Here is a 22,932-nt window from a genome sequence, read left to right on the forward strand (position 1 = left end):
AGAGATCCTCCGACCATCTTTGCTTGTGAGACGAGGCTACGGATTTAATTCAAATTCGTCGATGAAATACAGGGTAAACGGACCGCAATTCGGAACGAACAGTTAAAGGCCGGTTTTTCGCATCCTCCGGATTTCCGCGATCGCATTAGGGTTCTGGAAGAAGCCCAAATTCCTGACAATCTGAGTCATCGTTTACTAAGAAACGCGAAGTAATGGTCGCGACCATTGTGAGATCGACCCGTCGCGCCCATCGTACCGGGCGACGGGTTCGAGCGATTTTGGACACACGGGAAATTTAACCATGCAGGCCTTCGACACCGACGTGCGTGACCGCATCATCAAGCTGGTGAAGGGCATCCTCGAGCAGAACTCGCTCAGCGCTGACGTCACGCCATCGACGAAGCTCGTTGATGCCGGCCTGACCTCGATGGACATGGTCAATTTGATGCTGGGTGTCGAAGCCGAGTTCGACTTCACCATTCCGCAGACCGAGATCACGCCGGAGAATTTCCAGTCCGTCGAGACGCTGGAGCGCATGGTCGCGGCGCAGTTGAAGTTGGCGGCGGCGGCTTGATTCGTTCTCCGGGGTTGTCCTGGCGAAAGCCAGGACCCACTGTCCCAGGGAGAAGTTTGGCGAAGACCGGCGGTTCTGGATTGACATAGCGCCCCATCGACAGACCCCGCGGCATGGGTCCTGGCTTTCGCCAGGACGACACTGAGTGAGCGGCAAGCGCCAGCGCACCTCACGACACCTCCAGCCGCTCCCACACCCCCGTTCCAAATTCGCCGCAAAACTGGCATAGCTTAACCATGTCGCACGTGGCGGACAGGGGTGAGTAGGCATGACTCAGGCGGTATTGGGCATCATCGGCGGCTCCGGCATCTACGATTTGCCGGGTCTCGAGGGCGCACGCGAAGAGGTGATCAGGAGCCCCTGGGGCGAGCCGTCGGCACCGGTGCGGCGTGGAACCATCGCAGGCCTGCCGGTCGTATTCCTGCCGCGCCATGACAAGGGCCATCGGCTGTCGCCCTCCGACATCAACTACCGCGCCAATATCGACGTGCTGAAGCGCGCCGGTGTCACCGATCTGATCTCGCTTTCGGCCTGCGGTTCCTTCAAGGACGAGATGCCGCCCGGCACCTTCGTTCTGGTCGACCAGTTCGTCGACCGTACCCACAAGCGCGAGAGCTCGTTCTTCGGCAAGGGTTGTGTTGCGCATGTCTCGATGGCGCATCCGGTCTCGCCGCGCCTGCGCATTCATCTCGCCGCAGCGGCCGAGGCCGAGGGTATCGCGATCGCGCGCGGCGGCACCTATGTCTGCATGGAGGGACCGCAATTCTCCACCTATGCGGAGAGCATGACCTACAAGACGCTGGGCTATTCCGTGATCGGCATGACCAACATGCCCGAGGCCAAGCTCGCGCGTGAGGCGGAGATTTGCTACGCGACCGTGGCGATGGTGACGGATTTCGATTGCTGGCATCCCGATCACGACGCCGTCACGGTGCAGGACATCATCCGCGTGCTGACCTCAAACGCCGACAAGGCAAAGTCACTCGTGGCACGACTGGCCAGGGATTTTCCGCGCGAGCATGAGCCGTGTCCGATCGGATCGGACCGGGCGCTCGACAGCGCGCTGATCACCGCGCCCGAGGCGCGCGATCCCGAGCTGTTGAAGAAGCTCGATGCGGTGGCCGGGCGCATCCTGCGCGGTTGAGACGCAACAAGATCGAAAAGGCAGAACGCCATGAAGGTCGACGGCAAGCATTTCCGCAGCATCTGGCGCGAGCGCGACGGCTGGTCGGTCAGTGCGATTGATCAGCGCCGGCTGCCGCATGAATTCGTCGTTGCGCGGTTGACCTCATGCGAGGACGCTGCGGTCGCGATCCGCGACATGCTGGTGCGCGGTGCGCCGCTGATCGGCGCCACCGCCGCCTATGGCATGGCGCTGGCGATGCGCGAGGACGCCTCCGACGCCGGACTGAAGCGTGCCTACGACACGCTGGTCGTGGCGCGGCCGACCGCGATCAATCTGAAATGGGCGCTCGATGAGATGCGGGCGACGCTCGCGCCGATCGATCCGGTCGAGCGAGCGGAAGCGGCCTATGCGCGCGCCGACCAGATCGTCGAACAGGATGTCGAGATCAACCGCGGCATCGCCGGCAACGGGCTGAAGCTGATCGAGGCGAGCGTGACCAGGAAGAAGCCGGGCGAGACCGTCAACGTGCTGACCCATTGCAACGCCGGCTGGCTCGCGACTGTCGATTGGGGCACGGCAACCGCACCGATCTATCTCGCGCATGAGCGCGGCATCAAGATCCATGTCTGGGTCGATGAGACCCGTCCGCGCAACCAGGGCGCCTCGCTCACCGCGTGGGAGCTTGGCCATCACGGCGTGCCGCACACCGTGATCCCCGACAACACCGGCGGCCATCTGATGCAGCACGGCATGGTCGATCTCGCCATCGTCGGCACCGATCGCGTCGCCGCCAATGGCGACGTCTGCAACAAGATCGGCACCTATCTGAAGGCGCTCGCAGCGCACGACAACAACGTGCCGTTCTATGTCGCGCTGCCTTCGCCGACGATCGATTTCGCGGTCGATGACGGCATCAGGGATATCCCGATCGAGCAGCGCAGCGGAGCCGAGGTAACGGACATGACCGGTCGCACGGCCGATGGCCGGCTCGAGACCGTGCGCATCGTGCCGGAGGGTTCACCTGTTGCGAATTACGCCTTTGATGTGACCCCGGCGCGCCTCGTGACGGGCCTCATCACCGAACGCGGCGTGCTGAAGCCTGATCGTGCTTCGCTGGCGGCTGCGTTTCCGGAGCGCATCGCTGCCGCCGCAGAGTAGCTCTCGTAGGGTGGGCAAAGGCGCGAAAGCGCCGTGCCCGCCACATGCTTTTGGTGGGCACGCTTCCGCTTTGCCCACCCTACGGCATTGGCGAACTATCCCAGCTTCATCTTCGTCGCCGCCTCGAGCTCAGCGATCGCCTGCGCCCCGCTCGTCACCTTGATCGTGGTCATGCCCATCTCGCGCGCGGGCTTCAAATTGACCCCGAGGTCGTCGAGATAGACGCATTTTCTCGGATCGACCTTCAGAGTTTCGACCATCAACTGGTAGATGCGCGGGTCCGGTTTGCGCAGGCCGATCTTGGCGGATTCGATGACGTGGTCGAACAAAACCATCACCTCGGCGACATAGAGCGAGCGCCCGGTCATGCTGCCGATGGCGTTGGCCGGCAGGTTGTTGGTGATGCAGCCGGTCTTGAACCCGGTCTTGATGCGCTTCAGCGCCTCGACCATCTCGGGACGGAGATCGCCCTGGAGCAGCGGCAGCACGTCGCGGCCGCGCACTTCGGCGCCGAGCGCCAGTGATTCCGCCGCGAACAATTTGTCGAACGTCTCGATGTCGACCTCGGCGCGCTCAAATTTGGCCCAGGCATTTTCCAAATGGTTGGCGGCGTTGGTGCGCCTGATAATGTCGACGGGCAGGCCACGGTCCGTCTCGAACCGCGAAAACGCCTCGAACGGCGAGCTCGTCAACACGCCGCCAAAATCAAAGATCACCGCCTCGATCGCCAATGTCCCGCCCTCGTCAATTGCTTTCCAAGACGGCTAGCATGCGCTATCGGCAAGGACCAGTCCTGCCGATGCCCGAACCTGTTCCATGAAGAAGCTTGCCATACTCGCCATAGCCGCGCTGCTGGTTACGACGCCCGGTCATGCCATCGTCGGCGGCGGCACGCCGCAAACGGAAGGCGTTGCCCGCGCGGTTGTCACCATCGTCGGCTCGCGCGGCAATTTCTGTACCGGCACCTTGATCGCTCCGATGCTTGTGCTCACGGTCGCGCACTGCGTGCAGCCGGGCGCAGACTACAAGATCGTCGAGCGCGGCGCGGACGGTCAGCCGCAACTGCTGAACGTGCGCACCGTTGCGATCCATCCGGGCTTCAACATGCAGGCAATGCTGGCGCATCGCGCCACGGCCGACGTGGCATTGCTGCAACTGGAAATTCCACTCAAGGGAAAATCGACGGTGCCGGTCGGCGCGCCGACTATTCCAGTCCAGGTCGGCAGTCGCTTCACCATCGCCGGGATCGGCGTCACCGTGCGCGGCGACGGCAAGAGTGGCGGCACGATTCGCGTTGCGGGCCTCGTTGTTACCGGCCAGCCCGGCACGTTCCAGATCCGTCTGGTCGATCCCGTAACCAACGGTGTTCGCGACGGAATCGGCGCCTGCACCGGCGATTCCGGTGGTCCCGTGTTTGAGGACAAGCCTGGTGGCGCGGTGCTTGTCGGGGTCATCAGCTGGTCGACAGGGCCGAATAATGCCGCGGGCTGCGGCGGATTGACCGGTGTCACGCCGCTGACGCTCTATCGCGACTGGATCCTGCAGACGGCGCGGAGCTGGGGCGCGGCGTTGTAGTTTGATCGCGACTTGATCTATGTCATTTTGCAAGGGACGCGCGGTTGGCAACCATGCCCGTCGCGGAGGAAACGCGTCGCCAAGCACAATGGCGACCTGAAAAAGACAAGGCATAGAAGCAAAAATGAATGTCGCTGTTCGCAGTCACGCCGCCACTCAACAGGCCTCAGAACATTTCGACGTGCTGATCGTCGGCGCCGGCATCTCCGGCATCGGCAGTGCCTATCACATCGAGAAGCAGCTGCCGGGCACCAGCTACGTCATCCTGGAGACGCAGGCGACGTTCGGCGGTACCTGGAGCACGCATCGCTATCCCGGCATTCGCTCGGACAGCGATCTCCATACCTTCGGCTACAGCTTCAAGCCTTGGGTCGGGCCGCCGATCGCGACCGCCGAGGAGATCCTCGCCTATATGAAGGAGGTGATCGACGACAATGATATCGCTCGCCACATTCGCTACAAGCACAAGATCGTGTCGGCGAGCTGGTCGAGCGAGCAGAATCTCTGGACCATCGAGGCGGTGACGACGGATACCGGCGAGGCAAGGACCTTCACCGCAAACTTCCTCTGGATGTGTCAGGGTTACTATCGCCATTCCGAAGGCTACACGCCGGAATGGAAGGGCATGGACCGCTTCAAGGGCCGCATCGTCCATCCGCAGACTTGGCCTGACGAGATCGACCTCAAGAACAAGAAGGTTGTCGTGATCGGCTCGGGGGCGACTGCTGCGACGCTGGTGCCGAACATCGCGGACGACTGCGCGCATGTCACCATGCTGCAGCGCTCGCCGACCTATTTCCGCCTCGGGCGCAACGCCATCGAGATCGCCGAGGAATTGCGCCGGCTTCAGGTCGATGAAGCCTGGATCCACGAGATTGTCCGGCGCAAGATCCTGTTCGAGCAAGACGCATTCACAAAGCTCTGTCTGGCCAAGCCCGAGCAGGTGAAGAAGGAGCTGATCGGCCAGATCAGCGCGGTGCTCGGTCCTGATTACGACGTCGAGACGCATTTCACGCCGAGCTACCGGCCGTGGCGACAGCGCATCGCCTTCGTGCCCGATGCCGATTTGTTCAAGGGTATCGCCAGCGGCAAGGCTTCGGTCGTCACCGACGAGATCGAATGCTTCGTCGAGAACGGTATCCAGCTCAAGTCAGGCAAGTTGCTGGAGGCCGATGTCATCGTCACCGCGACCGGTTTCAATCTCTCGGCGCTCGGCGACATCGCCTTCGAGATCGACGGCAAGCCGCTCGCTTTCGGCGACACCGTCACCTATCGCGGCATGATGTTCACGGGCGTGCCGAACATGGTCTGGGTGTTCGGCTATTTCCGCGCGAGCTGGACCTTGCGCGTCGATCTGGTCGCCGATTTTGTCTGCCGCCTGCTCAGTCACATGAAGGCGAAGGGGGCGAAGAAGGTCGAGGTGAGCTTGCGGCCCGAAGATCACAACATGCCGATCCTGCCCTGGATCGATCCGGAAAACTTCAATCCCGGCTATATCATGCGCAACATGAACCTGCTGCCCAAGCGTGGCGACAAGCCGGAATGGCAGCACAGCCAGGATTACTGGACCGAGAAGGACGAGATCCCGAAGACGGATCTGGATGACAAGGCGTTTGTGTATGGGTGATTAGAGCCGACAGTGCTGCACCCTCCAATGTCGTCCTGGCTCTGCGCTTCGCTTGTCCAGGACGACACTGGTTGTTGGGTGGGCCGCTCCTCAACTCACCCGCAGCCCACTCACGAATTCCTCCTTGTCGCATTCGTCGCGATCGCCGCCGCCGCTGTCCGGTTCTCCACGCCGAGTTTCGCGTAGATCTGCTCCAGATGCTTGTCGACCGTGCGCGGGCTGAGGCCCAAAATCTGCGCGATGTCGCGGTTGGTCTTGCCCTTGCTGAGCCAGGCCAGCACCTCGCCCTCGCGTGTGGTGAGGCCGAGTTCGCTGGTGAATTCCGGCGGCAGCGCGGTGCCGGCCTCTTTCGACAACCGCAACAGAAACTCGTTCGGCGCGGTTTCGCCCATGTAGTAGAAGCGGAGCTGCGGATTGTCGGGCAGCGAAGCGGTCTGCGACTTCGCAATGCCCTTGCCTTTCGCCTGCTCCAGCCATTGCAGCAGCGACGGCGGCAGCACGAAGTCGTCCGTCTGCATGCCATGGTGATCGGCGAGAAGCTTCTGGGCCTGCGGCGTTGCCCAGAGGATGTGGCCCTGACGGTTGACTGCGAACAGGAAGCGGCCGGAGACGTCGAGCGCTGCGCGCGCGCTCTGCGTCAGCCGCGCATTGCCGAGATGGACGCGGATGCGCGCCAGCATCTCCTCGATGACGATCGGTTTTGTGACGTAGTCGACCCCGCCGGCTTCCAGTCCTCGCACAATATGCTCGGTTTCGGCGAGGCCGGTCATGAAGATCACGGGAACATTGGCAAGGCCGGTGTCGCGCTTGAGTCGCCGGCAGGTCTCGAATCCATCCATGCCTGGCATCACGGCATCGAGCAGCACGATGTCGGGCGTGATCTGGTCGACGATGCGCATCGCGCTGGCGCCGTCGAGCGCGACCATCACTGTCATCCCCGCGCCGTCGAGCGCGTCGGTCAGCAGCCTCAGCGTCTCCGGCGAGTCGTCGACAACGAGCGCGACGTCGCGCTTTTTCGGCTCAATGCTCATAAGCATGCAGGTTTTTCAATGTTCTCATGTATTGGTCGAGGTCGAAGCGGTCCACCAGCGATCGCATTTCCGCGACGAAGTCGGCATGTTCAGGGTGTTCGCTGCCGATCTCGTCCAGCTTGAGCTGGATGGCTTTGACGTAGCCGATCTGGCCGAGCCCGATCAGCGCCTCGATGTGCCTGACCGGGGGGCGCGAGCCGCTCTCCGGCCGCCACAACGGCACGGCCGTCTCGTCGGAGCCGTACTGCCATTCGATCTTGAGCAACTGTCGAATGGTTTCCAGCAATCGGGGAATGTCGATCGGCTTCATCAGGTAGCCGTCGTGGAACGGCTGTGCCAGCGGCGCGCCGTGCGCCTCCAGCGCGCTCGCCGACACCATCAGGATACGGGCCTGGTGATGACCGTCGGCGCGCAGCTGTTCCGCGACGGTCCAGCCGTCCATGGCCGGCATCGAGATGTCGAGCAGGAACAGATCGGGCCGGCAATGCTTCGCCAGCGCGAGGCAGCCGGGACCGTCGCCGGCGCTCAGCAGGATGAAGCCGAGCGGCGTCAGCACCTCGCGCAGGAGATCGCGGTGAACAGGGTCGTCGTCAGTGATGAGGATGGTCTTGCGCGCGCCGTGATAGCCCGAGATTGGCGCCTCCACCGGCGCGGTCCGCCTGGGATTGGTGACCTCCGACAGCAGCATCTTCACCTTGAAGGTGCTGCCGCGGCCGACGGTGCTGGTGACCTTGATGTCGCCGCCCATCACGCCGGCGAGCAACCGGCTGATGGTGAGTCCCAGCCCTGTGCCCGTCTGCGGCTGCGAGACTCCCAGCGCGCCGCGCTCGAAGGGTGCAAAGATGCGTTCAAGATCGTCGCTCTGGATACCGGGCCCGGTGTCGATCACCTCGAACTCGGCGACCGGGCTGCGGTAATGGACCACGAACTGCACGCTGCCGGTCTGGGTGAACTTGATGGCATTGGAGAGGAGGTTGATCAGCACCTGGCGCAGCCGCTTCTCATCGGCATAGACCACTGTCGGCAGTGTAGCCGGACGCCGGAACACGAAGTCGACGCCCTTGGCGCCGGCCTGGAGGCGGAACATGCCAACGAGCTGATCGAGGAATTCGCTCAGGCGGACTTCGTCGCGGGAGAGATAGAGCCTGCCAGCCTCGATCTTGGAAATATCCAGAATGCCGTCGATCAGGCCGGAGAGGTGGTCGGCGCTGCGACGGACGACGCGGACCTGATCGCGCGGCTTTGTATTGAGCGACGCATCCTGCTCCAGCAGCTGTGCATAGCCGCTGATCGCGTTCAGCGGCGAGCGCAGCTCGTGGCTCAGCCCCACCACGTAGCGGCTCTTGGCGAGGTTGGCGGATTCGGCGACCTCCTTGGCGCGCTGCAGCTCGGCGTCTGTGCGTTTGTGCGCGTCGATTTCCTGGATCAGCAGCGCGGTCTGCCGGCGCGTCTCGGCCTCCGCGGCGCGGCGGCTCTGCTGCGCCAGCACGAACAGCCAGGCGACCACGCCGATGATGATGCTGAGCGAGAAGAACACCTTCCACAACACGTTGGAGACCAGCGCGTTCTCGCCATGCACGCTGGCCGAGGTCTGCAGATAAATCAGCCCGAGCACCAGCGCGACGAGGCCGGCGGAGACGACGAAGACACCGATATAGTGCCCGAATTGCGAGTTGATGCGCTGATAGATCGGCTGCGGCAGGATCTTGCCGAGCGCCTCGGAGAACTGCGCCTGCGCGCGCCCATGCGGCTTGCAGAGATCGTGGCAACGCGCATCGAGCGAACAGCATAGCGAGCAGATCGGGCCGGCATAAGCGGGGCAGGAGGTGGTATCCTCCGGCTCAAAACTGTGCTCGCAGATACAGCACTGGATCGCCTCGATATTGGCCCAGCTCCGCTTCGGCTTGCGGGCGATGTAGAATTTTCCGTCCGTGAGCCAGGCGATGATCGGCGCGGTGACGAAAGCCACGGTCAGCGCAACGAAGGCCGCCAACGCCTTCATGGTCGGGCCGAACAGGCCGTAGAACGCCGCGATGGAAACGATGATCGCGAGAGTCATCGCGCCGACGCCGACCGGATTGATGTCGTAGAGATGCGCCCGCTTGAACTCCATCTGCGGCGGACGGAGGCCGAGCGGCTTGTTGACGACGAGATCGGACACCAGCGCGCCGACCCAGGCGATCGCGACGTTGGAATAGAGCGCGAGCGTCTGCTCCAGCGCCTTGTAGACGCCGATCTCCATCAACAGCAGCGCGACCATCACGTTGAACACCAGCCACACCACGCGTCCGGGGTGGCTGTGCGTCAGGCGCGAGAAGAAGTTCGACCAGGCGATCGAGCCGGCATAGGCGTTGGTGACATTGATCTTGATCTGCGACAGCACCACGAAGAAGCCGGTCAGCGCCAGTGAAAGATCCGGATCCGACAGCACGTAGCGAAACGCCACAAGATACATGTGCGCGGGCTCCGCGGCTTCCTCGGGCGGCACGCCGTGGCTGAGCGCAAAAAAGGCGAGGAACGACCCCGCCAGCAGCTTCAGCGCACCGAGCACGATCCAGCCCGGCCCCGCGCTCATCAGCGCGATCCACCACGACGCCTTGGAGGTGCGACGGTCGCGCGGCAGAAATCGCAGGAAGTCGACCTGCTCGCCGATCTGCGCCACAAGCGAGAATACGACGGAAGATGCGACGCCGAACAGCAACAGATCGAAATGGCCGCCGAGATCGCCGTGCTCGCCTGCGAATTTGTGCCATTCCGTGAAAGAGTGCGGGTTGGCCCACGCGATCGCGGCAAAGGGCAGGATGTGCAGCACGACCCAGAGCGGCTGCGTCCAGAGCTGGAAGCGGCTGATCAGCGTGATGCCGTAGGTCACCAGCGGAATGATCGCGATCGCGCTGATGAGGTAGCCGATCGGGCGGGGAATCCCGAGGCACATCTCCAGCGCGGTTGCCAGGATCACCGCCTCGATCGCAAAAAAGATGAAGGTGAAGGAGGCGTAGATCAGCGAGGTGACGGTCGAGCCGATATAGCCGAAGCCGGCGCCGCGGGTGAGGAGGTCGATGTCGATGCCGCATTTGGCGGCATAGTAGGCAATCGGAACCCCGCAGCAGAAGATGATGGCGGAGACGACGAGAATTGCGGATGCGGCGTTGGTCACGCCGTAGTTGAGGGTGATGGTGCCGCCGATCGCCTCCAGCACCAGGAAGGAGATCGCGCCGATCGCGGTGTTGGCGACGCGGGCGGCGGACCAGCGTCGCGCGCTCTTGGCGGTGAAGCGTAGCGCGTAGTCTTCCAGCGTCTGGTTGGCGACCCATTGGTTGTACTGGCGCCTGACGCGGTCTATTCGCTGCCGCCCTGCCACGCTTTACCCCACTCCCGATGCGGACCCGGAGCCCTCGCAAATCCCGTACCAAAAGCCTACGTCGGTATTTTGCGGTGCAGTATACGCGATCTTGCGTATGCTTGCGGTGCACAAATTCGAGCCATCCTCACGACACCAATCGCGTGTCCTCGAACAAACAGTGGGGTGCTCATGTCAGACGAAACCAACAAGGGCTTGTTGTCGCCGCTCCGGCGCAAACTATTGATGGGAATGGCGGCCGTCCCTGCCATCACGATGCTGCCGCGGACGTCGTTTGCGCAGACCCCGGCGACCTCGGCGGTCAACACCACCGGTCTCGCGGTCACCGACACCGAGGTGACGGTAGGCATCCTGCATTCGGCGACCGGCACCATGGCGATCTCCGAGACCGGTTCGATTGAGGCCGAAAAGCTCGCGATCGAGCAGATCAACGCCGCCGGCGGCGTGCTCGGACGCAAGATCAAGTTCATCCAGGAAGACGGCGCCAGCGACTGGCCGACCTTCGCGGAGAAAGCGAAGAAGCTGCTCGTGAACGACAAGGTTGCAGCGATCATGGGCTGCTGGACCTCGGCCTCGCGCAAGGCGGTGCTGCCGGTCGTCGAGCAATACAACGGCATGCTCTACTACCCGACCTTCTATGAAGGCCTCGAGCAGTCCAAGAACGTGATCTACACCGGCCAGGAAGCGACCCAGCAGATCCTCGCCGGCCTCAACTGGATCGCCAAGGAAAAGGGTGCGAAAACCTTCTTCTTCATCGGCTCCGACTACATCTGGCCGCGCACCTCCAACAAGATCGCGCGCAAGCACGTCGAGAACGTGCTGAAGGGCAAGGTCGTCGGCGAGGAGTACTACCCGCTCGGCAACACCCAGTTCAACTCGGTCATCAACAAGATCAAGCTGACCAAGCCCGACGTGATCTTCACCGACGTCGTCGGCGGCTCCAATGTCGCCTTCTACAAGCAGCTCAAGGCCGCCGGCATCGATCTCGCCAAGCAGCCGCTGCTCACCATCTCGGTCACCGAGGATGAAATCGACGGCATCGGGGGCGAGAACATCGCGGGCGCCTATGCCTGCATGAAGTACTTCCAGTCGCTCGACAATCCCAACAACAAGGCCTTCGTGCCCGCGTTCAAGAAGATGTGGGGCGAGAAGACCGTGATCGGAGACGTCACCCAGGCTGCCTATCTCGGCCCGTGGCTGTGGAAGTTGACGGTCGAGAAGGCCGGCTCCTTCGACGTCGACAAGATCGCGGCGGCCTCGCCCGGCGTCGAGTTCAAGGGCGCGCCGGAAGGCTATGTCCGCATCCACGAGAATCATCACCTCTGGTCGAAGACCCGCGTCGGCCGCGCCAAGCTCGATGGCCAGTTCGAGCTGATCTACGAGACTGCCGACCTCGTCGAGCCGGATCCGTTCCCGAAGGGTTACCAGTAAGTCGCGGCCTCGCCCGCAACGACCCTCAAGCTCAAGCCTCTCCCTGGCGTGGATTGCAAGTCCATGCCCAAGACCCCCGCGTCGCGCATTTGCGCGCGGCGCGGGACCCTATTCCCTGACGGAGGACATCGATGTTCGGCGACTACTCGCTTGGTGATCTTGGCTCCATCTTCGTCATGCAGGGCTTTGCAGGACTGATCCTGTTCTCGGTCTATGTGCTGATGGCGCTCGGGCTTGCGATCATCTTCGGCCAGATGGGCGTCATCAACATGGCCCATGGCGAGTTCATGATCCTCGGGGCCTATGTCACCTGGATGACCTCCAATCTGTTCCAGGCCTACATGCCTGGTCTGTTCGGCGGCTACTTCTTCCTCGCCATGATCCTCGCCTTCCTCGCCTCAGGGGCGCTGGGAATGCTGGTAGAATGGGTGCTGATACGCCACCTCTACAAGCGTCCGCTCGACACGCTGCTGGCGACCTGGGGCCTCAGCCTAATGTTGCAGCAGGCCTATCGCTCCGTGTTCGGCGCGCGCGAGGTCGGCGTCGAGCTGCCGCAATGGATGCTCGGCTCTCTGCAAGTGACCAGCAGCATCGAAGTCCCCATCAACGGCGTATTCGTGATGTGCCTGACGGTGCTGATCACCATCGTGGTCGCCTATGTCATGTTCAAATCGCGCTGGGGCCGCCAGGTCCGCGCGGTGGTGCAGAACCGCATCATGGCTGGCGCCGTCGGCATCAACACCGAGAAGGTCGATCGCTACACCTTCGGCCTCGGCTGCGGCATCGCGGGCGTCGCCGGCAGCGCCTTCACCATGATCGGATCGACCGGGCCGACCTCGGGCCAGCTCTACATCGTCGACACATTCCTTGTCGTCGTGTTCGGCGGCGCCGCCAGCCTGCTCGGCACCATCGCCTCGGCCTTCTCGATCTCGCAGACGCAGTCCACCCTCGAGTTCTTCATGTCGGGCTCGATGGCCAAGGTGCTGACGCTGCTCGCCGTTGTCGGAATCCTAATGCTGCGGCCGCAGGGGCTTTTCGCCCTCAAGGTCCGCAAATGAGAATGTGGGGCTGATGCAATGACCGACAACAGGTTCTTCAATCGATCGGAGCTGATCGGAATTCTGGTGCTCGCGGTGTTTCTGGTCGTGGTGTTGCCGCTCACGCTCGATGTCTTCAGGCTCAACCTGGTCGCAAAGTACCTGACCTACGCCTTCGTTGCGCTGGGCCTTGTCATCTGCTGGGGCTATGGCGGCATCTTGAGTCTCGGCCAGGGCGTGTTCTTCGGGCTCGGCGGCTACTGCATGGCGATGTTCCTCAAGCTCGAAGCCTCGAGCGTGGAGAACACCAAGATCCAGTCGACGCCGGGTATCCCTGATTTCATGGACTGGAATCAGCTGACCGCGCTGCCGTTCTTCTGGAAGCCGTTCCACAGCCTCACCTTCACCATCGCGGCGATTGTTCTGGTGCCCGGCATCTTCGCATTGATCATCGGCACCGCGATGTTCAAGCGCCGCGTCGGCGGCACCTACTTCGCCATCATCACCCAGGCGGTCGCGGCCATCCTCACCATCCTGATCGTGGGCCAGCAGGGCTACACCGGCGGCATCAACGGCATGACCGATTTGCGCACCCTGAAAGGATGGGACATCCGGCCCGACCACGCCAAGATCGCGCTGTACTTCTTCGAGGTCGGCTGCCTGTTCGTCTGCATCATGATCGCGCAGTTCGTCCGGCACTCCAAGCTCGGGCGCATTCTGGTCGCGATGCGCGAGAAGGAGGACCGTGTCAGGTTCTCCGGCTACAGCGTCGCCAACTTCAAGATCTTCGCCTTCTGCATCGCCGCTGTGTTCGCCGCCGTCGGCGGCGCCATGTTCGCGCTCAATGTCGGCTTCATGTCGCCGTCCTTCGTCGGCATCGTGCCCTCGATCGAGATGGTGATCTACACAGCCGTCGGCGGCCGGCTGTCGATCCTCGGTGCGATCTACGGCACGCTGCTGGTGAACTTCGCCAAGACCAGCCTGTCGGAAACCTTCCCCGAATTGTGGCTGTTCGGTCTCGGCGGCTTGTTCATCGCCGTGGTGCTCGCATTCCCGAACGGTCTTGCCGGGATCTGGGGCGACTACGTGCAGCCACGCATCGAGCGCGTGATCGCTTCGCGCAAACCCAAGCCCGAAGGCTGGACCGACGGCTCGGTCGCCGACGGCGCCCCGGCAGAGTGAGGAGATCATCATGCTCATAGGACACCAGCCCAAGGAATTCCTTCTGGCCGTTGAAGCTCTCACTGTCTCGTTCGACGGCTTCAAGGCCGTCAACGATCTCTCTTTCTACGTCGACGAGAACGAGATCCGCGTCATCATCGGCCCGAACGGTGCCGGCAAGACCACCGTGCTCGACCTGATCTGCGGCAAGACCAAAGCGACCTCAGGCTCGATCCAGTTCCGCGGCAAGGAGCTGACGCGGATGAAGGAGAACGAGATCGTCAAGGCCGGTGTCGGGCGCAAGTTCCAGAACCCGTCGATCTACGACGATCTGACGGTGTTCGAGAATCTGGAGATCTCCTATCCGCGTGGACGCTCGGTGTTCGGCGCGCTGACCTTCACCCGCGATGCCGCCGTGCGCGATCGCGTCCACGAGGTCGCCGAGATGATCTTCCTGAAAGACAAGCTGAACATGAGCGCCGATCTGCTCAGCCACGGTCAGAAGCAATGGCTCGAGATCGGCATGCTCCTGATTCAGGATCCGGACCTCTTGATGCTGGACGAGCCCGTCGCCGGCATGAGCGTGTCCGAGCGGGCCAAGACCGCCGAGCTGCTCAACCGCATCATCAAGAACCGGTCGGTGCTGGTGATCGAGCACGACATGAAGTTCGTCGAGGACATCGCGCACAAGGTCACCGTGCTGCACCAGGGCCAGATCCTCTCCGAGGGGACCATGGAGAAAGTGCAGAACGATCCCAAGGTCATCGAAGTCTATCTCGGCCACTAAGGAGGCGTGACGATGCTGGCAATTTCCGATCTTCACGTCGCCTACGGCCAAAGCGAGGTGCTGCACGGGCTCAACGTCAAGGTCGCGCCCAACGAGATCGTTGCGATCATGGGCCGCAACGGCATGGGCAAGACCACGCTGATGAAATCGCTGATGGGCATCCTGCCGGCTAGAAGCGGTTCGGTGACCATGGACGGCGCGGAGCTCGGCGGCCTGCCGAGTTATGAGCGCGTCGCCAAGGGCCTCGCTTATGTGCCGCAGGGCCGCATGATCTTCTCCACCATGACGGTGAAGGAAAACATCGAGACCGGCCTCGTCGTCTCCGGCGGATCGGAAGTACCAAGCGACATCTATGAGCTGTTTCCGGTGCTGCTGGAGATGAAGGGCCGCCGTGGCGGCAATCTCTCCGGCGGTCAGCAACAGCAGCTCGCGATTGCGCGGGCGCTCGCGACCAAGCCGAAGGTGCTGCTGCTCGACGAGCCGACCGAGGGCATCCAGCCGTCGATCATCAAGGACATGGCGCGGACGCTGAAACGCATCCGCGACGAAAAGGGGCTGTCGATCGTCGTCTCCGAGCAGGTCCTGAGCTTCGCGCTCGATATCGCCGACCGCGTGCTGGTGATCGAGAACGGCGAGATCGTGCGTGACGACCCCCGCGATGCTGTCGATGCCGCGCAGGTCTCGAAATATCTGTCCGTCTAACCAACCTAGTAAAGGGGAGCATCTCGATGCCAGAGACACTGATCAAGGTCGATCTCACCAAGTCGGCTTACGAAAATGACATGGTGCACAACCGCTGGCACCCGGACATCCCGATCGTGGCCTGGGTCAATCCCGGCGACGACTTCATCATCGAGACCTATGACTGGACCGGCGGCTTCATCAAGAACAACGATTCCGCCGACGACGTGCGCGACATCGACCTGTCGATCGTGCACTTCCTCTCCGGACCGATCGGCGTCAAGGGCGCCGAGCCCGGCGATCTCCTCGTGGTCGACCTGCTCGACGTCGGCCCGCTCAAGGAGAGCCTGTGGGGCTTCAACGGATTCTTCTCCAAGCAGAATGGCGGCGGCTTCCTCACCGACCATTTCCCGCTGGCGCAGAAGTCGATCTGGGACATCAAGGGCCTCTACACCTCGTCGCGCCACGTGCCCGGCGTCAACTTCGCCGGCCTGATCCATCCCGGCCTGATCGGCTGTCTACCTGATCCGAAGATGCTGGAGACCTGGAACAAGCGCGAGGCCGAGCTGATCTCGACCAACCCGACCCGCGTGCCTGGTCTCGCCAATCCGCCGTTCGCGGCGACGGCGCATGGCGGCCGTGCCAAGGGCGACGTCAAGGCCAGGATCGGCGCCGAAGGCGCGCGCACCGTGCCGCCGCGCGAGCATGGCGGCAATTGCGACATCAAGGATCTCTCGCGCGGCTCGAAGATTTACTTCCCGGTCTATGTGCCCGGCGCGGGTCTCTCCATGGGCGATCTGCATTTCAGCCAGGGCGACGGCGAGATCACCTTCTGCGGGGCCATCGAGATGGCCGGCTGGCTGCATCTCAAGGTCGAGGTGATCAAGGATGGTATGTCGAAATACGGCATCAAGAATCCGATCTTCAAGCCGTCGCCGATCACGCCGAACTACAAGGACTATCTGATCTTCGAAGGCATCTCGGTCGACGAGGCCGGCAAGCAGCATTATCTCGACGTCCACATCGCCTATCGCCAAGCCTGTCTCAACGCCATCGAATATCTGAAGAAGTTCGGCTACTCCGGCGCCCAGGCCTATTCGATCCTCGGCACCGCGCCGTGCCAGGGCCATATCTCCGGTGTGGTCGACGTGCCCAACGCCTGCGCCACGCTGTGGCTGCCGACCGAGATCTTTGACTTCGACGTGATGCCGTCGGCGGCAGGCCCGATCAAGCACATCACCGGCGATATCAAGATGCCGATCTCGCCGGACAAATGATCGTGCGTTCTTTCCCCGTCATCCTGAGGTGCTCGCCTTGCAAGGCAAGGCGAGCCTCGAAGGACGACGGCTCGGCTGCATCTCGGCCGTACATCCCTCGAGGCTCTAGATGAGGCGCAACGCGGCCCATCTAAAGCGCCTCAGATGACGGATCAAAGAACACGAAGGACATCCCGATGCCGGTGTATGAATATCTCTGCGACGACTGCGGACCTTTCAAGGACCTCCGCCCGATGGCCGAATGCGACGATCCGCAAAACTGTCCGCACTGCGAAACGATGGCGCCGCGCGTGATCCTGACCGCACCGAATTTCTTCTGCATGCCGGCAGACAAGCGTAAGGCGCACGCCGTCAACGAGCGCAGTGCGCACGCGCCGCAGACGTTGACACAATACAAGGCCTCGCACGGCCCCGGCTGCGGTTGTTGTTCATCGGGCAAGACCGTCAAGGATAAGAACGCGGCGGACAAGAAGAAGCCCGCGCGTTTGATCACCAAGAGCAAAAGCGGCGCCAAAGGCTTTCCCACCGCGCGGCCATGGATGATCAGCCACTAACGCCACGCCAATATCAATCAAATAAAGTACAGGAGCGCTCAACATGCTTCACGGCGATATTTCCAGCAGCAACGACACCGTCGGCGTCGCGGTCGTCAACTACAAGATGCCCCGCCTGCACACCAAGGCCGAGGTGCTCGACAATGCCCGCAAGATCGCCGACATGATCGTGGGCATGAAGGTCGGCCTGCCCGGCATGGATCTCGTGATCTTCCCGGAATATTCCACGCAAGGCATCATGTACGACTCCAAGGAGATGTACGAGACGGCGTCCATGGTGCCGGGCGAGGAAACCGCGATCTTCGCCGAGGCTTGCCGCAAGGCGAAAGTGTGGGGCGTGTTCTCGCTGACCGGCGAGCGTCACGAGGAGCATCCGCACAAGGCGCCCTACAACACGCTGATCCTGATGAATGACAAGGGCGAGATCGTGCAGAAATATCGCAAGATCATGCCATGGGTGCCGATCGAGGGCTGGTATCCCGGCAATTGCACCTATGTCTCCGAGGGCCCGAAAGGCCTCAAGGTCAGCCTGATCATTTGCGACGACGGCAATTATCCGGAGATCTGGCGCGACTGCGCCATGAAGGGCGCCGAGCTGATCGTGCGTTGCCAGGGCTACATGTACCCGGCCAAGGAGCAGCAGGTCATGATTTCCAAGGCGATGGCCTGGGCCAACAATGTCTATGTCGCGGTCGCCAATGCTGCCGGCTTCGACGGCGTGTATTCCTATTTCGGCCATTCCGCGATCATCGGCTTCGATGGCCGTACGCTCGGCGAGTGTGGCGAGGAGGATTACGGGATCCAGTACGCCCAGCTCTCGAAACACCTGATCCGCGATGCGCGGCGCAACGGCCAGTCGCAGAACCATCTCTACAAGCTGGTCCATCGCGGCTACACCGGCATGATCAATTCCGGCGACAGCCCGCGCGGCGTCGCGGCCTGCCCGTATGATTTCTACAAGAACTGGATCAAGGACCCCGAGGGTACCCGCGACATGGTCGAGGCCATGACACGCGCCACGCCGGGCACCGCCGAGTGCCCAATCGATGGCATCCCGAACGAGGCCGCGCCGAGCAACTATTAGGGGTAGACCTATCGCTTCGGCTGCGCCGGTTTGCGCGGCGGGCGCGGGGCCGCGGCGGGCGCAGGCAGCCCGCTCATCTTGTTGGCGGCTTCGCTGACGTCGAGCAGCGAGCGACGGGTCTCCTCAAGGAAGCTTGCCGATTTCTTCTTCATGGTGTCGGCGAGCTCGTGCAGCCCCTTCACCTTTTCGAACAGCTCGTCGGCCTTGCCGTTGACGAAACCCGGCACCGCACCCTCGATTTTCGAGACCGCCTTGTCGAAGCCCGCAAATGCAGTGTCGACCTTGAGCATCACGGCGTCGATCTCCTCGCCCTTGGCGCCGAGATCGGCTGTGTAGTTTTCGAACGTCCGCAGGCCGTCCTTGATCGCAGGTGCGTTGCTGACGATGGTGCGGTCGACGCTGTGCAGCGTGTCGACGATGGATTCAGCGTCGCTGAGATCGGCGGTCAGCACGGGGATGCCATCCGGGTCCAGCGGCACCGGTGGCGCCGACGGGGCGCCGCCGATCAGCGAGACCGCGGCAACGCCGGTGAGGCCCAGGAACTCGATGCCGGCCACCGTGTCCTTGCGGATCGGCGCGGTGTTGTCGAGCGACACCAGCGCCACGACCTTGCGCGGACTTTCCAGCTTGATCGACAGGATCTGGCCGGCGGGCACGCCGTCGAAATTGACCGGACCGCCGCGGCGCAGGCCGCTCGCGGAGCCGCCTTCGAAAACGACGCGCAATTGGCTGCGGCTCTGGCTGGCGCGCCATTTCTGCACGCCGAGCAGGCCGCCGAACGCGACGGCGATCGCCGTCAGCGTCGCCGTTCCGATCACAAGATTGCTCGCGCGTGCCATGAAGTGGAGTCTACGGCCAATGCCGGGAAGTTGGAAGGACGCAGTCATGGTACGTAGGAGGGGTTAGCGCAGCGTAACCCGCCGTTTTTGTCTCCAGTGGTGCAAAATTGGCGGATTACGCTGCGCTAATCCGTCCTACGGCTCTACGCGACGTCAATGCCCGGCGGCGCGCTTGGCGGCGGCATTGTTCAGCACGATCAGCGCGTCGACGGCCACGCCCGTCCTGGCATTGATCAGGAACGGATTGACGTCGATCGAGGCAATCCGGTTGCCGGCATCCGCAATCAGATTGGACAGGCCGACCAGCGCCTTGACGGCCGAGGCCTCGTGCAGCGCCGGCTTGCCGCGATAGCCGCGGATCTTGACGCCGGCCTTGGTCCGGCCGATCAAGAGCCGCGCCTCGGCCTGGTCGAGCGGTGCGCCTGATAGCGCCACGTCCTTCATCAGCTCGATGTCGATGCCGCCGGTGCCGAACAGCACGACGGGGCCCATCTCGGCATCGAGCGAGGCGCCGACGACGAGCTCGAGATCAGCCTTGACCTGCTGCGCGATCAGGATGCCGTCGAGCTTCGGCCTGCCCTTCAGCTTGTTCACCCGCGCGGTGATGTCAGCGAACGCCTTCTTCACCTCGGCCGCGCTGTTGAGGTTCAGCACCACGCCGCCGATGTCGGATTTGTGCAGGATCTCGGCGCTGACGACCTTTGCCACGACCGGAAAGCCGATCTGCCTGGCGATGTCGGCGGCTTCTGCGGCGGTCTGCGCGATTGCCTCCTTCGAGACTGGGATGCCATAGGCCTTCAGCAGCTTCTTCGACGCGACTTCGTCGAGCGCGGCGCCGTGCGCCGACTTCAGCGTCTTCTCCAGCAAGGCGCGTGCCGCCGACTTCGAGCTCGAGACGATGTCGGGCACTTCCTTGCGCAGCTTCGCATAGGCGAGCAGCGATTTGATCGCGGTCACCGCGCGGTCCATGCCCTGCATCACCGTCAGATGTGGCAGCGACTTTCGCAAGCCCTTGGTGAACTCGGTGAAGCCGATCGACATCGCGCTGATATAGATCACGGGCTTTCCGGCCCGGCCCGCCATCTCGTTGACGATGCGCAAGTTCCGCTCGCGTTGCTCGTGCGGCGCCTTTGGAAACTCGGCGTCGACGATGACGATGTCGATATCGGGATCGTCGATCATCAGCTTGATCGACTTCATGTAGACGGAGGGATCAACCACCGCGGCAAAGCCGGCGTCGAGCGGATTGCCCACGATCGAGCCCGGTCCGAGCATCTTGCTGAGCTCGCGGCTGACATGCGGGCTGAGCGGCGCGAAACTCAGGCCTTGTGCAAAGAAGGCATCGATCAGCATGCCGCGCTTGCCGCCCGACAGCGTCACCGCCGCGAGCCGGTCGCCCTTGGGCACGATGGCGTGGACGAAGCACTCGGTGGTCTCGATCAGCTCGTCGAGCCCGGCGACGCGGATCACGCCTTCGCGCGTTGCAATCGCGTCGAATGTCTCGATCGAGCCCGCGAGCGCGCCGGTGTGTGCCATCGCGGCGGCGCGGCCGCCCTCCGATGCCCCGAGCTTGAGAGCGATGACAGGCTTGCTGGCGGCACGCGCGGCCTTGCAGGCATCGCGAAACGCTCTGGTGTTGCGCACGCCCTCGAGATAGACCACGATCACCTTGATGCTCGGATCCTCGGCGAAATAGCGCATCAGGTCCGGTGTCTCGAGCCCGGTCTCGTTGCCTGTTGTCACCATGTAGCCGACACCGACGCCGCGATCTTCCAGCGCCTGCCTGATTGCCATGACGATGGCGCCCGACTGCCCGGCGATCGCCACCGCGCCCTGTTCCATGGTGACGGTTCGGTCGTCGATATTGGTGAAGAGCTTTTCGCCGGCGCTCAAATTGCCGAGGCAGTTCGGACCGGTGACGGCGAGCCCCGTCTCGCGCACCGCCTGTTGCAGCTCGGTGGCGAGCCTCTGGCTCTCCTCATCCTGCAATTCGCTGAAACCCGAGGTGACGATGGTCGCGGACCGCGCGCCGGCAGCGGCGGCGTCGCGGATCACCTGCACGGCAAAGCGCGCGGGCACCAGCACGAGAACATGGTCGGGCTTTTCCGGGAGGCTCGCAAAGTCCTTGTAGCAAGTGACGCCCCAGATGCTCTCGCGCCTCGCGTTGACAGGATAGAGCCCGCCCTCGTAGCCGTATTTGACCAGATTGTTCCAGATGCGCTCGGCGTAATTGCCCGGCTTGTCGGTCGCGCCCACCAGCACGATGTTGTGTGGATGCAGCATGGCGTGGATGCGCTTGACGATGTCGCCGGCATCGGGCGGTGGCGACCATGGGCGGCCAGGAACCGACGCGACTGAGACCTGAGCTTCCATGGCGTGACCTCACCTGTTGTTCTTCTTGGCGGCGCGTCAGCTGATCGTAGGGTGAGTTGACAGGAGTGGCAACCGGCGGCGCTGCATGCCGCGTGGCGGAATGCGCGGCGGATCGCACGTAACCGCGCCGTTCTCAGTAGCGCAGCAGACCCAATTTGTAGCTGTAGTGATAGGCCAGTTGCCGCAGCAGATAAGGCGCAATGGCGCGCCTTATCTGCATCTGCGTCGGATCGAATCCGAGGACGCGACGCCGCAGGATGCCCATTTCCTTGACACCGATTGCGTAGGTTGCCGTCGTCTTCTGTGCGTCATGGATCCGGAAGCAGGAAAGAAACCGCGGCAGGCGTACGAACTTGAAGCCGGCGGCCTGTGCCCGCAGGATGAAATCCCAGTCCATCGCGAAATGGAAACTTTCGTCGATTGGACCGATCTTGTCCCACACGCGCTTGCGCCAGAACATCGTCTCCTGCGGAATGTAGTCGGCATATTGTAGCGTCTTGTCATCGTGGCGAGGCAGCACCGCGCGTCCAACCTCAAGCCCATCACGATTGATGAAGATGCGGTTGCCGTAGACAATGTCGACATCGGGATGCGACATGAAATAGTCGACGACATGAGCGAGCGTCCCAGGCAGCAGCATGTCGTCGCTGTTGAGATAGGCCATGATCTCGCATTCGACGCCGGCAAAACCGAGATTGATGGCGTTGGATTGGCCGTTGTCCGGCTCGCTTCTCCAGCTGATGCTGTTGCCGCGGCTCTTCAGGAGATCGACCGTGCCGTCGATCGAGGCACCGTCCTGCACGTGATAATAGAGATTCGGGTAAGCCTGGCCGACGATGCTGTCGATCGTGGCGCCGATATAATCCGCATGGTTGTAGCTTGGCGTGACCATTGCGATCCGCGGTGCGTTCGCAGGGATCGCAGGCGGGGACTTGAACGCGTTGAGGTTGAGCGGGCGCGGCAGATGTTGCTCGAAGGTCCACATTGGCGGACGCCGCCAAAGACCGCGGAACGAGGCCCGTCTCTGACCGGCCGCAACGAGACCCAGGTTGCGCTCCAACAGCGCGACGCGGTTTTCCAGCTGTTCCAATCGGTATTCGAGACGCTGCCTGAAGTCTTCGTCCATCTACCCCGTGTTCCCGCCCGGCTCCGCCACAAAGATCCGCAGGCCTTCTTATAGGTCTACTGACGGCAGCGCCAGTTCGGCGGCTGACGACGTCGTTGTTGCCGACGTCAGTCAGCCTTGCGAGCCCGAG

Annotated in this window: 19 protein-coding genes; 13 read left to right on the forward strand and 6 right to left on the reverse strand. The window is 62.7% G+C overall.

The window, feature by feature from the left end; translation table 11 throughout:
* Positions 1 to 301 precede the first annotated feature (301 nt).
* The 3 genes from HYH07_RS27385 (at position 302) to mtnA (ending at position 2,858) form a co-directional block, all read left to right on the forward strand.
* Entirely contained in the window at positions 302 to 574 is a 273-nt protein-coding gene (locus tag HYH07_RS27385; RefSeq protein ID WP_220005398.1) for a phosphopantetheine-binding protein, read from the forward strand.
* Between the two features lie 268 nt (positions 575 to 842).
* Positions 843 to 1,718, forward strand: a complete 876-nt coding sequence (locus tag HYH07_RS27390; protein WP_220005399.1) for an S-methyl-5'-thioadenosine phosphorylase — start codon at positions 843 to 845, stop codon at positions 1,716 to 1,718.
* 30 nt (positions 1,719 to 1,748) lie between these two features.
* A complete protein-coding gene (gene mtnA, locus HYH07_RS27395) occupies positions 1,749 to 2,858 on the forward strand; it encodes an S-methyl-5-thioribose-1-phosphate isomerase (protein ID WP_220005400.1) in 1,110 nt (369 codons plus the stop codon).
* A gap of 95 nt (positions 2,859 to 2,953) precedes the next feature.
* Here mtnA and HYH07_RS27400 read toward each other — a convergent pair whose 3' ends face one another.
* Positions 2,954 to 3,589, reverse strand: coding sequence for an HAD-IA family hydrolase (locus HYH07_RS27400; RefSeq protein ID WP_220005401.1), 636 nt, complete (start codon positions 3,587 to 3,589; stop codon positions 2,954 to 2,956).
* An 85-nt stretch (positions 3,590 to 3,674) separates the two neighbouring features.
* Between HYH07_RS27400 and HYH07_RS27405 the strand changes: the two genes are divergently transcribed.
* Together HYH07_RS27405 and HYH07_RS27410 are read left to right on the forward strand one after the other, a co-directional pair.
* Positions 3,675 to 4,433 (forward strand): trypsin-like serine protease, encoded by a 759-nt coding sequence (locus HYH07_RS27405; RefSeq protein WP_220005402.1) that lies wholly within the window; start codon positions 3,675 to 3,677, stop codon positions 4,431 to 4,433.
* Positions 4,434 to 4,557: 124 nt separating this feature from the next.
* Positions 4,558 to 6,060 (forward strand): NAD(P)/FAD-dependent oxidoreductase, encoded by a 1,503-nt coding sequence (locus HYH07_RS27410; RefSeq protein ID WP_220005403.1) that lies wholly within the window; start codon positions 4,558 to 4,560, stop codon positions 6,058 to 6,060.
* A 110-nt stretch (positions 6,061 to 6,170) separates the two neighbouring features.
* On the opposite strand, the gene HYH07_RS27415 is transcribed toward HYH07_RS27410, so the two are convergent.
* Together HYH07_RS27415 and HYH07_RS27420 are read right to left on the reverse strand one after the other, a co-directional pair.
* Positions 6,171 to 7,097, reverse strand: a complete 927-nt coding sequence (locus HYH07_RS27415; protein ID WP_409363918.1) for a response regulator — start codon at positions 7,095 to 7,097, stop codon at positions 6,171 to 6,173.
* Positions 7,081 to 10,452, reverse strand: coding sequence for an ATP-binding protein (locus HYH07_RS27420; RefSeq protein WP_220005404.1), 3,372 nt, complete (start codon positions 10,450 to 10,452; stop codon positions 7,081 to 7,083). Before HYH07_RS27420 ends, HYH07_RS27415 begins: the two co-directional genes overlap by 17 nt.
* 171 nt (positions 10,453 to 10,623) lie before the next feature.
* On the opposite strand from HYH07_RS27420, the gene urtA reads away from it, so the two are divergent.
* The 8 genes from urtA to HYH07_RS27460 all read left to right on the forward strand — a co-directional run bounded on the left by urtA (position 10,624) and on the right by HYH07_RS27460 (position 18,464).
* On the forward strand, positions 10,624 to 11,883 hold the full coding sequence (gene urtA, locus HYH07_RS27425; protein ID WP_057749917.1) for an urea ABC transporter substrate-binding protein: 1,260 nt from the start codon (positions 10,624 to 10,626) through the stop codon (positions 11,881 to 11,883).
* Between the two features lie 131 nt (positions 11,884 to 12,014).
* A complete protein-coding gene (gene urtB, locus HYH07_RS27430; RefSeq protein WP_057749914.1) occupies positions 12,015 to 12,941 on the forward strand; it encodes an urea ABC transporter permease subunit UrtB in 927 nt (308 codons plus the stop codon).
* Between the two features lie 18 nt (positions 12,942 to 12,959).
* Positions 12,960 to 14,102 carry an urea ABC transporter permease subunit UrtC gene (urtC, locus tag HYH07_RS27435; protein WP_220005405.1) on the forward strand — a complete coding sequence of 381 codons (1,143 nt, stop codon included), beginning with the start codon at positions 12,960 to 12,962 and terminating at the stop codon, positions 14,100 to 14,102.
* Between the two features lie 10 nt (positions 14,103 to 14,112).
* Positions 14,113 to 14,868: an urea ABC transporter ATP-binding protein UrtD gene (gene urtD / locus HYH07_RS27440; protein WP_057749908.1), complete on the forward strand. Its 756-nt coding sequence runs from the start codon at positions 14,113 to 14,115 to the stop codon at positions 14,866 to 14,868.
* A gap of 12 nt (positions 14,869 to 14,880) precedes the next feature.
* On the forward strand, positions 14,881 to 15,570 hold the full coding sequence (gene urtE / locus HYH07_RS27445; RefSeq protein ID WP_220005406.1) for an urea ABC transporter ATP-binding subunit UrtE: 690 nt from the start codon (positions 14,881 to 14,883) through the stop codon (positions 15,568 to 15,570).
* Positions 15,571 to 15,596: 26 nt separating this feature from the next.
* Entirely contained in the window at positions 15,597 to 16,826 is a 1,230-nt protein-coding gene (gene fmdA, locus HYH07_RS27450) for a formamidase (protein WP_220005407.1), read from the forward strand.
* Between the two features lie 176 nt (positions 16,827 to 17,002).
* Entirely contained in the window at positions 17,003 to 17,380 is a 378-nt protein-coding gene (locus HYH07_RS27455) for a zinc ribbon domain-containing protein (protein WP_220005408.1), read from the forward strand.
* A 43-nt stretch (positions 17,381 to 17,423) separates the two neighbouring features.
* Positions 17,424 to 18,464 (forward strand): aliphatic amidase, encoded by a 1,041-nt coding sequence (locus tag HYH07_RS27460; RefSeq protein ID WP_220005409.1) that lies wholly within the window; start codon positions 17,424 to 17,426, stop codon positions 18,462 to 18,464.
* Positions 18,465 to 18,472: 8 nt separating this feature from the next.
* On the opposite strand, the gene HYH07_RS27465 is transcribed toward HYH07_RS27460, so the two are convergent.
* The 3 genes from HYH07_RS27465 to HYH07_RS27475 all read right to left on the reverse strand — a co-directional run bounded on the left by HYH07_RS27465 (position 18,473) and on the right by HYH07_RS27475 (position 22,802).
* Positions 18,473 to 19,303: an MlaD family protein gene (locus HYH07_RS27465; RefSeq protein ID WP_220005410.1), complete on the reverse strand. Its 831-nt coding sequence runs from the start codon at positions 19,301 to 19,303 to the stop codon at positions 18,473 to 18,475.
* A 153-nt stretch (positions 19,304 to 19,456) separates the two neighbouring features.
* A complete protein-coding gene (locus HYH07_RS27470) occupies positions 19,457 to 21,676 on the reverse strand; it encodes an acetate--CoA ligase family protein (protein WP_220005411.1) in 2,220 nt (739 codons plus the stop codon).
* Positions 21,677 to 21,809: 133 nt separating this feature from the next.
* Positions 21,810 to 22,802 carry a glycosyltransferase family 2 protein gene (locus HYH07_RS27475; protein ID WP_220005412.1) on the reverse strand — a complete coding sequence of 331 codons (993 nt, stop codon included), beginning with the start codon at positions 22,800 to 22,802 and terminating at the stop codon, positions 21,810 to 21,812.
* Positions 22,803 to 22,932 lie beyond the last annotated feature (130 nt).

The organism is Bradyrhizobium sp. BR 10261, from assembly GCF_019455395.1.
Taxonomy (GTDB): domain Bacteria; phylum Pseudomonadota; class Alphaproteobacteria; order Rhizobiales; family Xanthobacteraceae; genus Bradyrhizobium; species Bradyrhizobium manausense.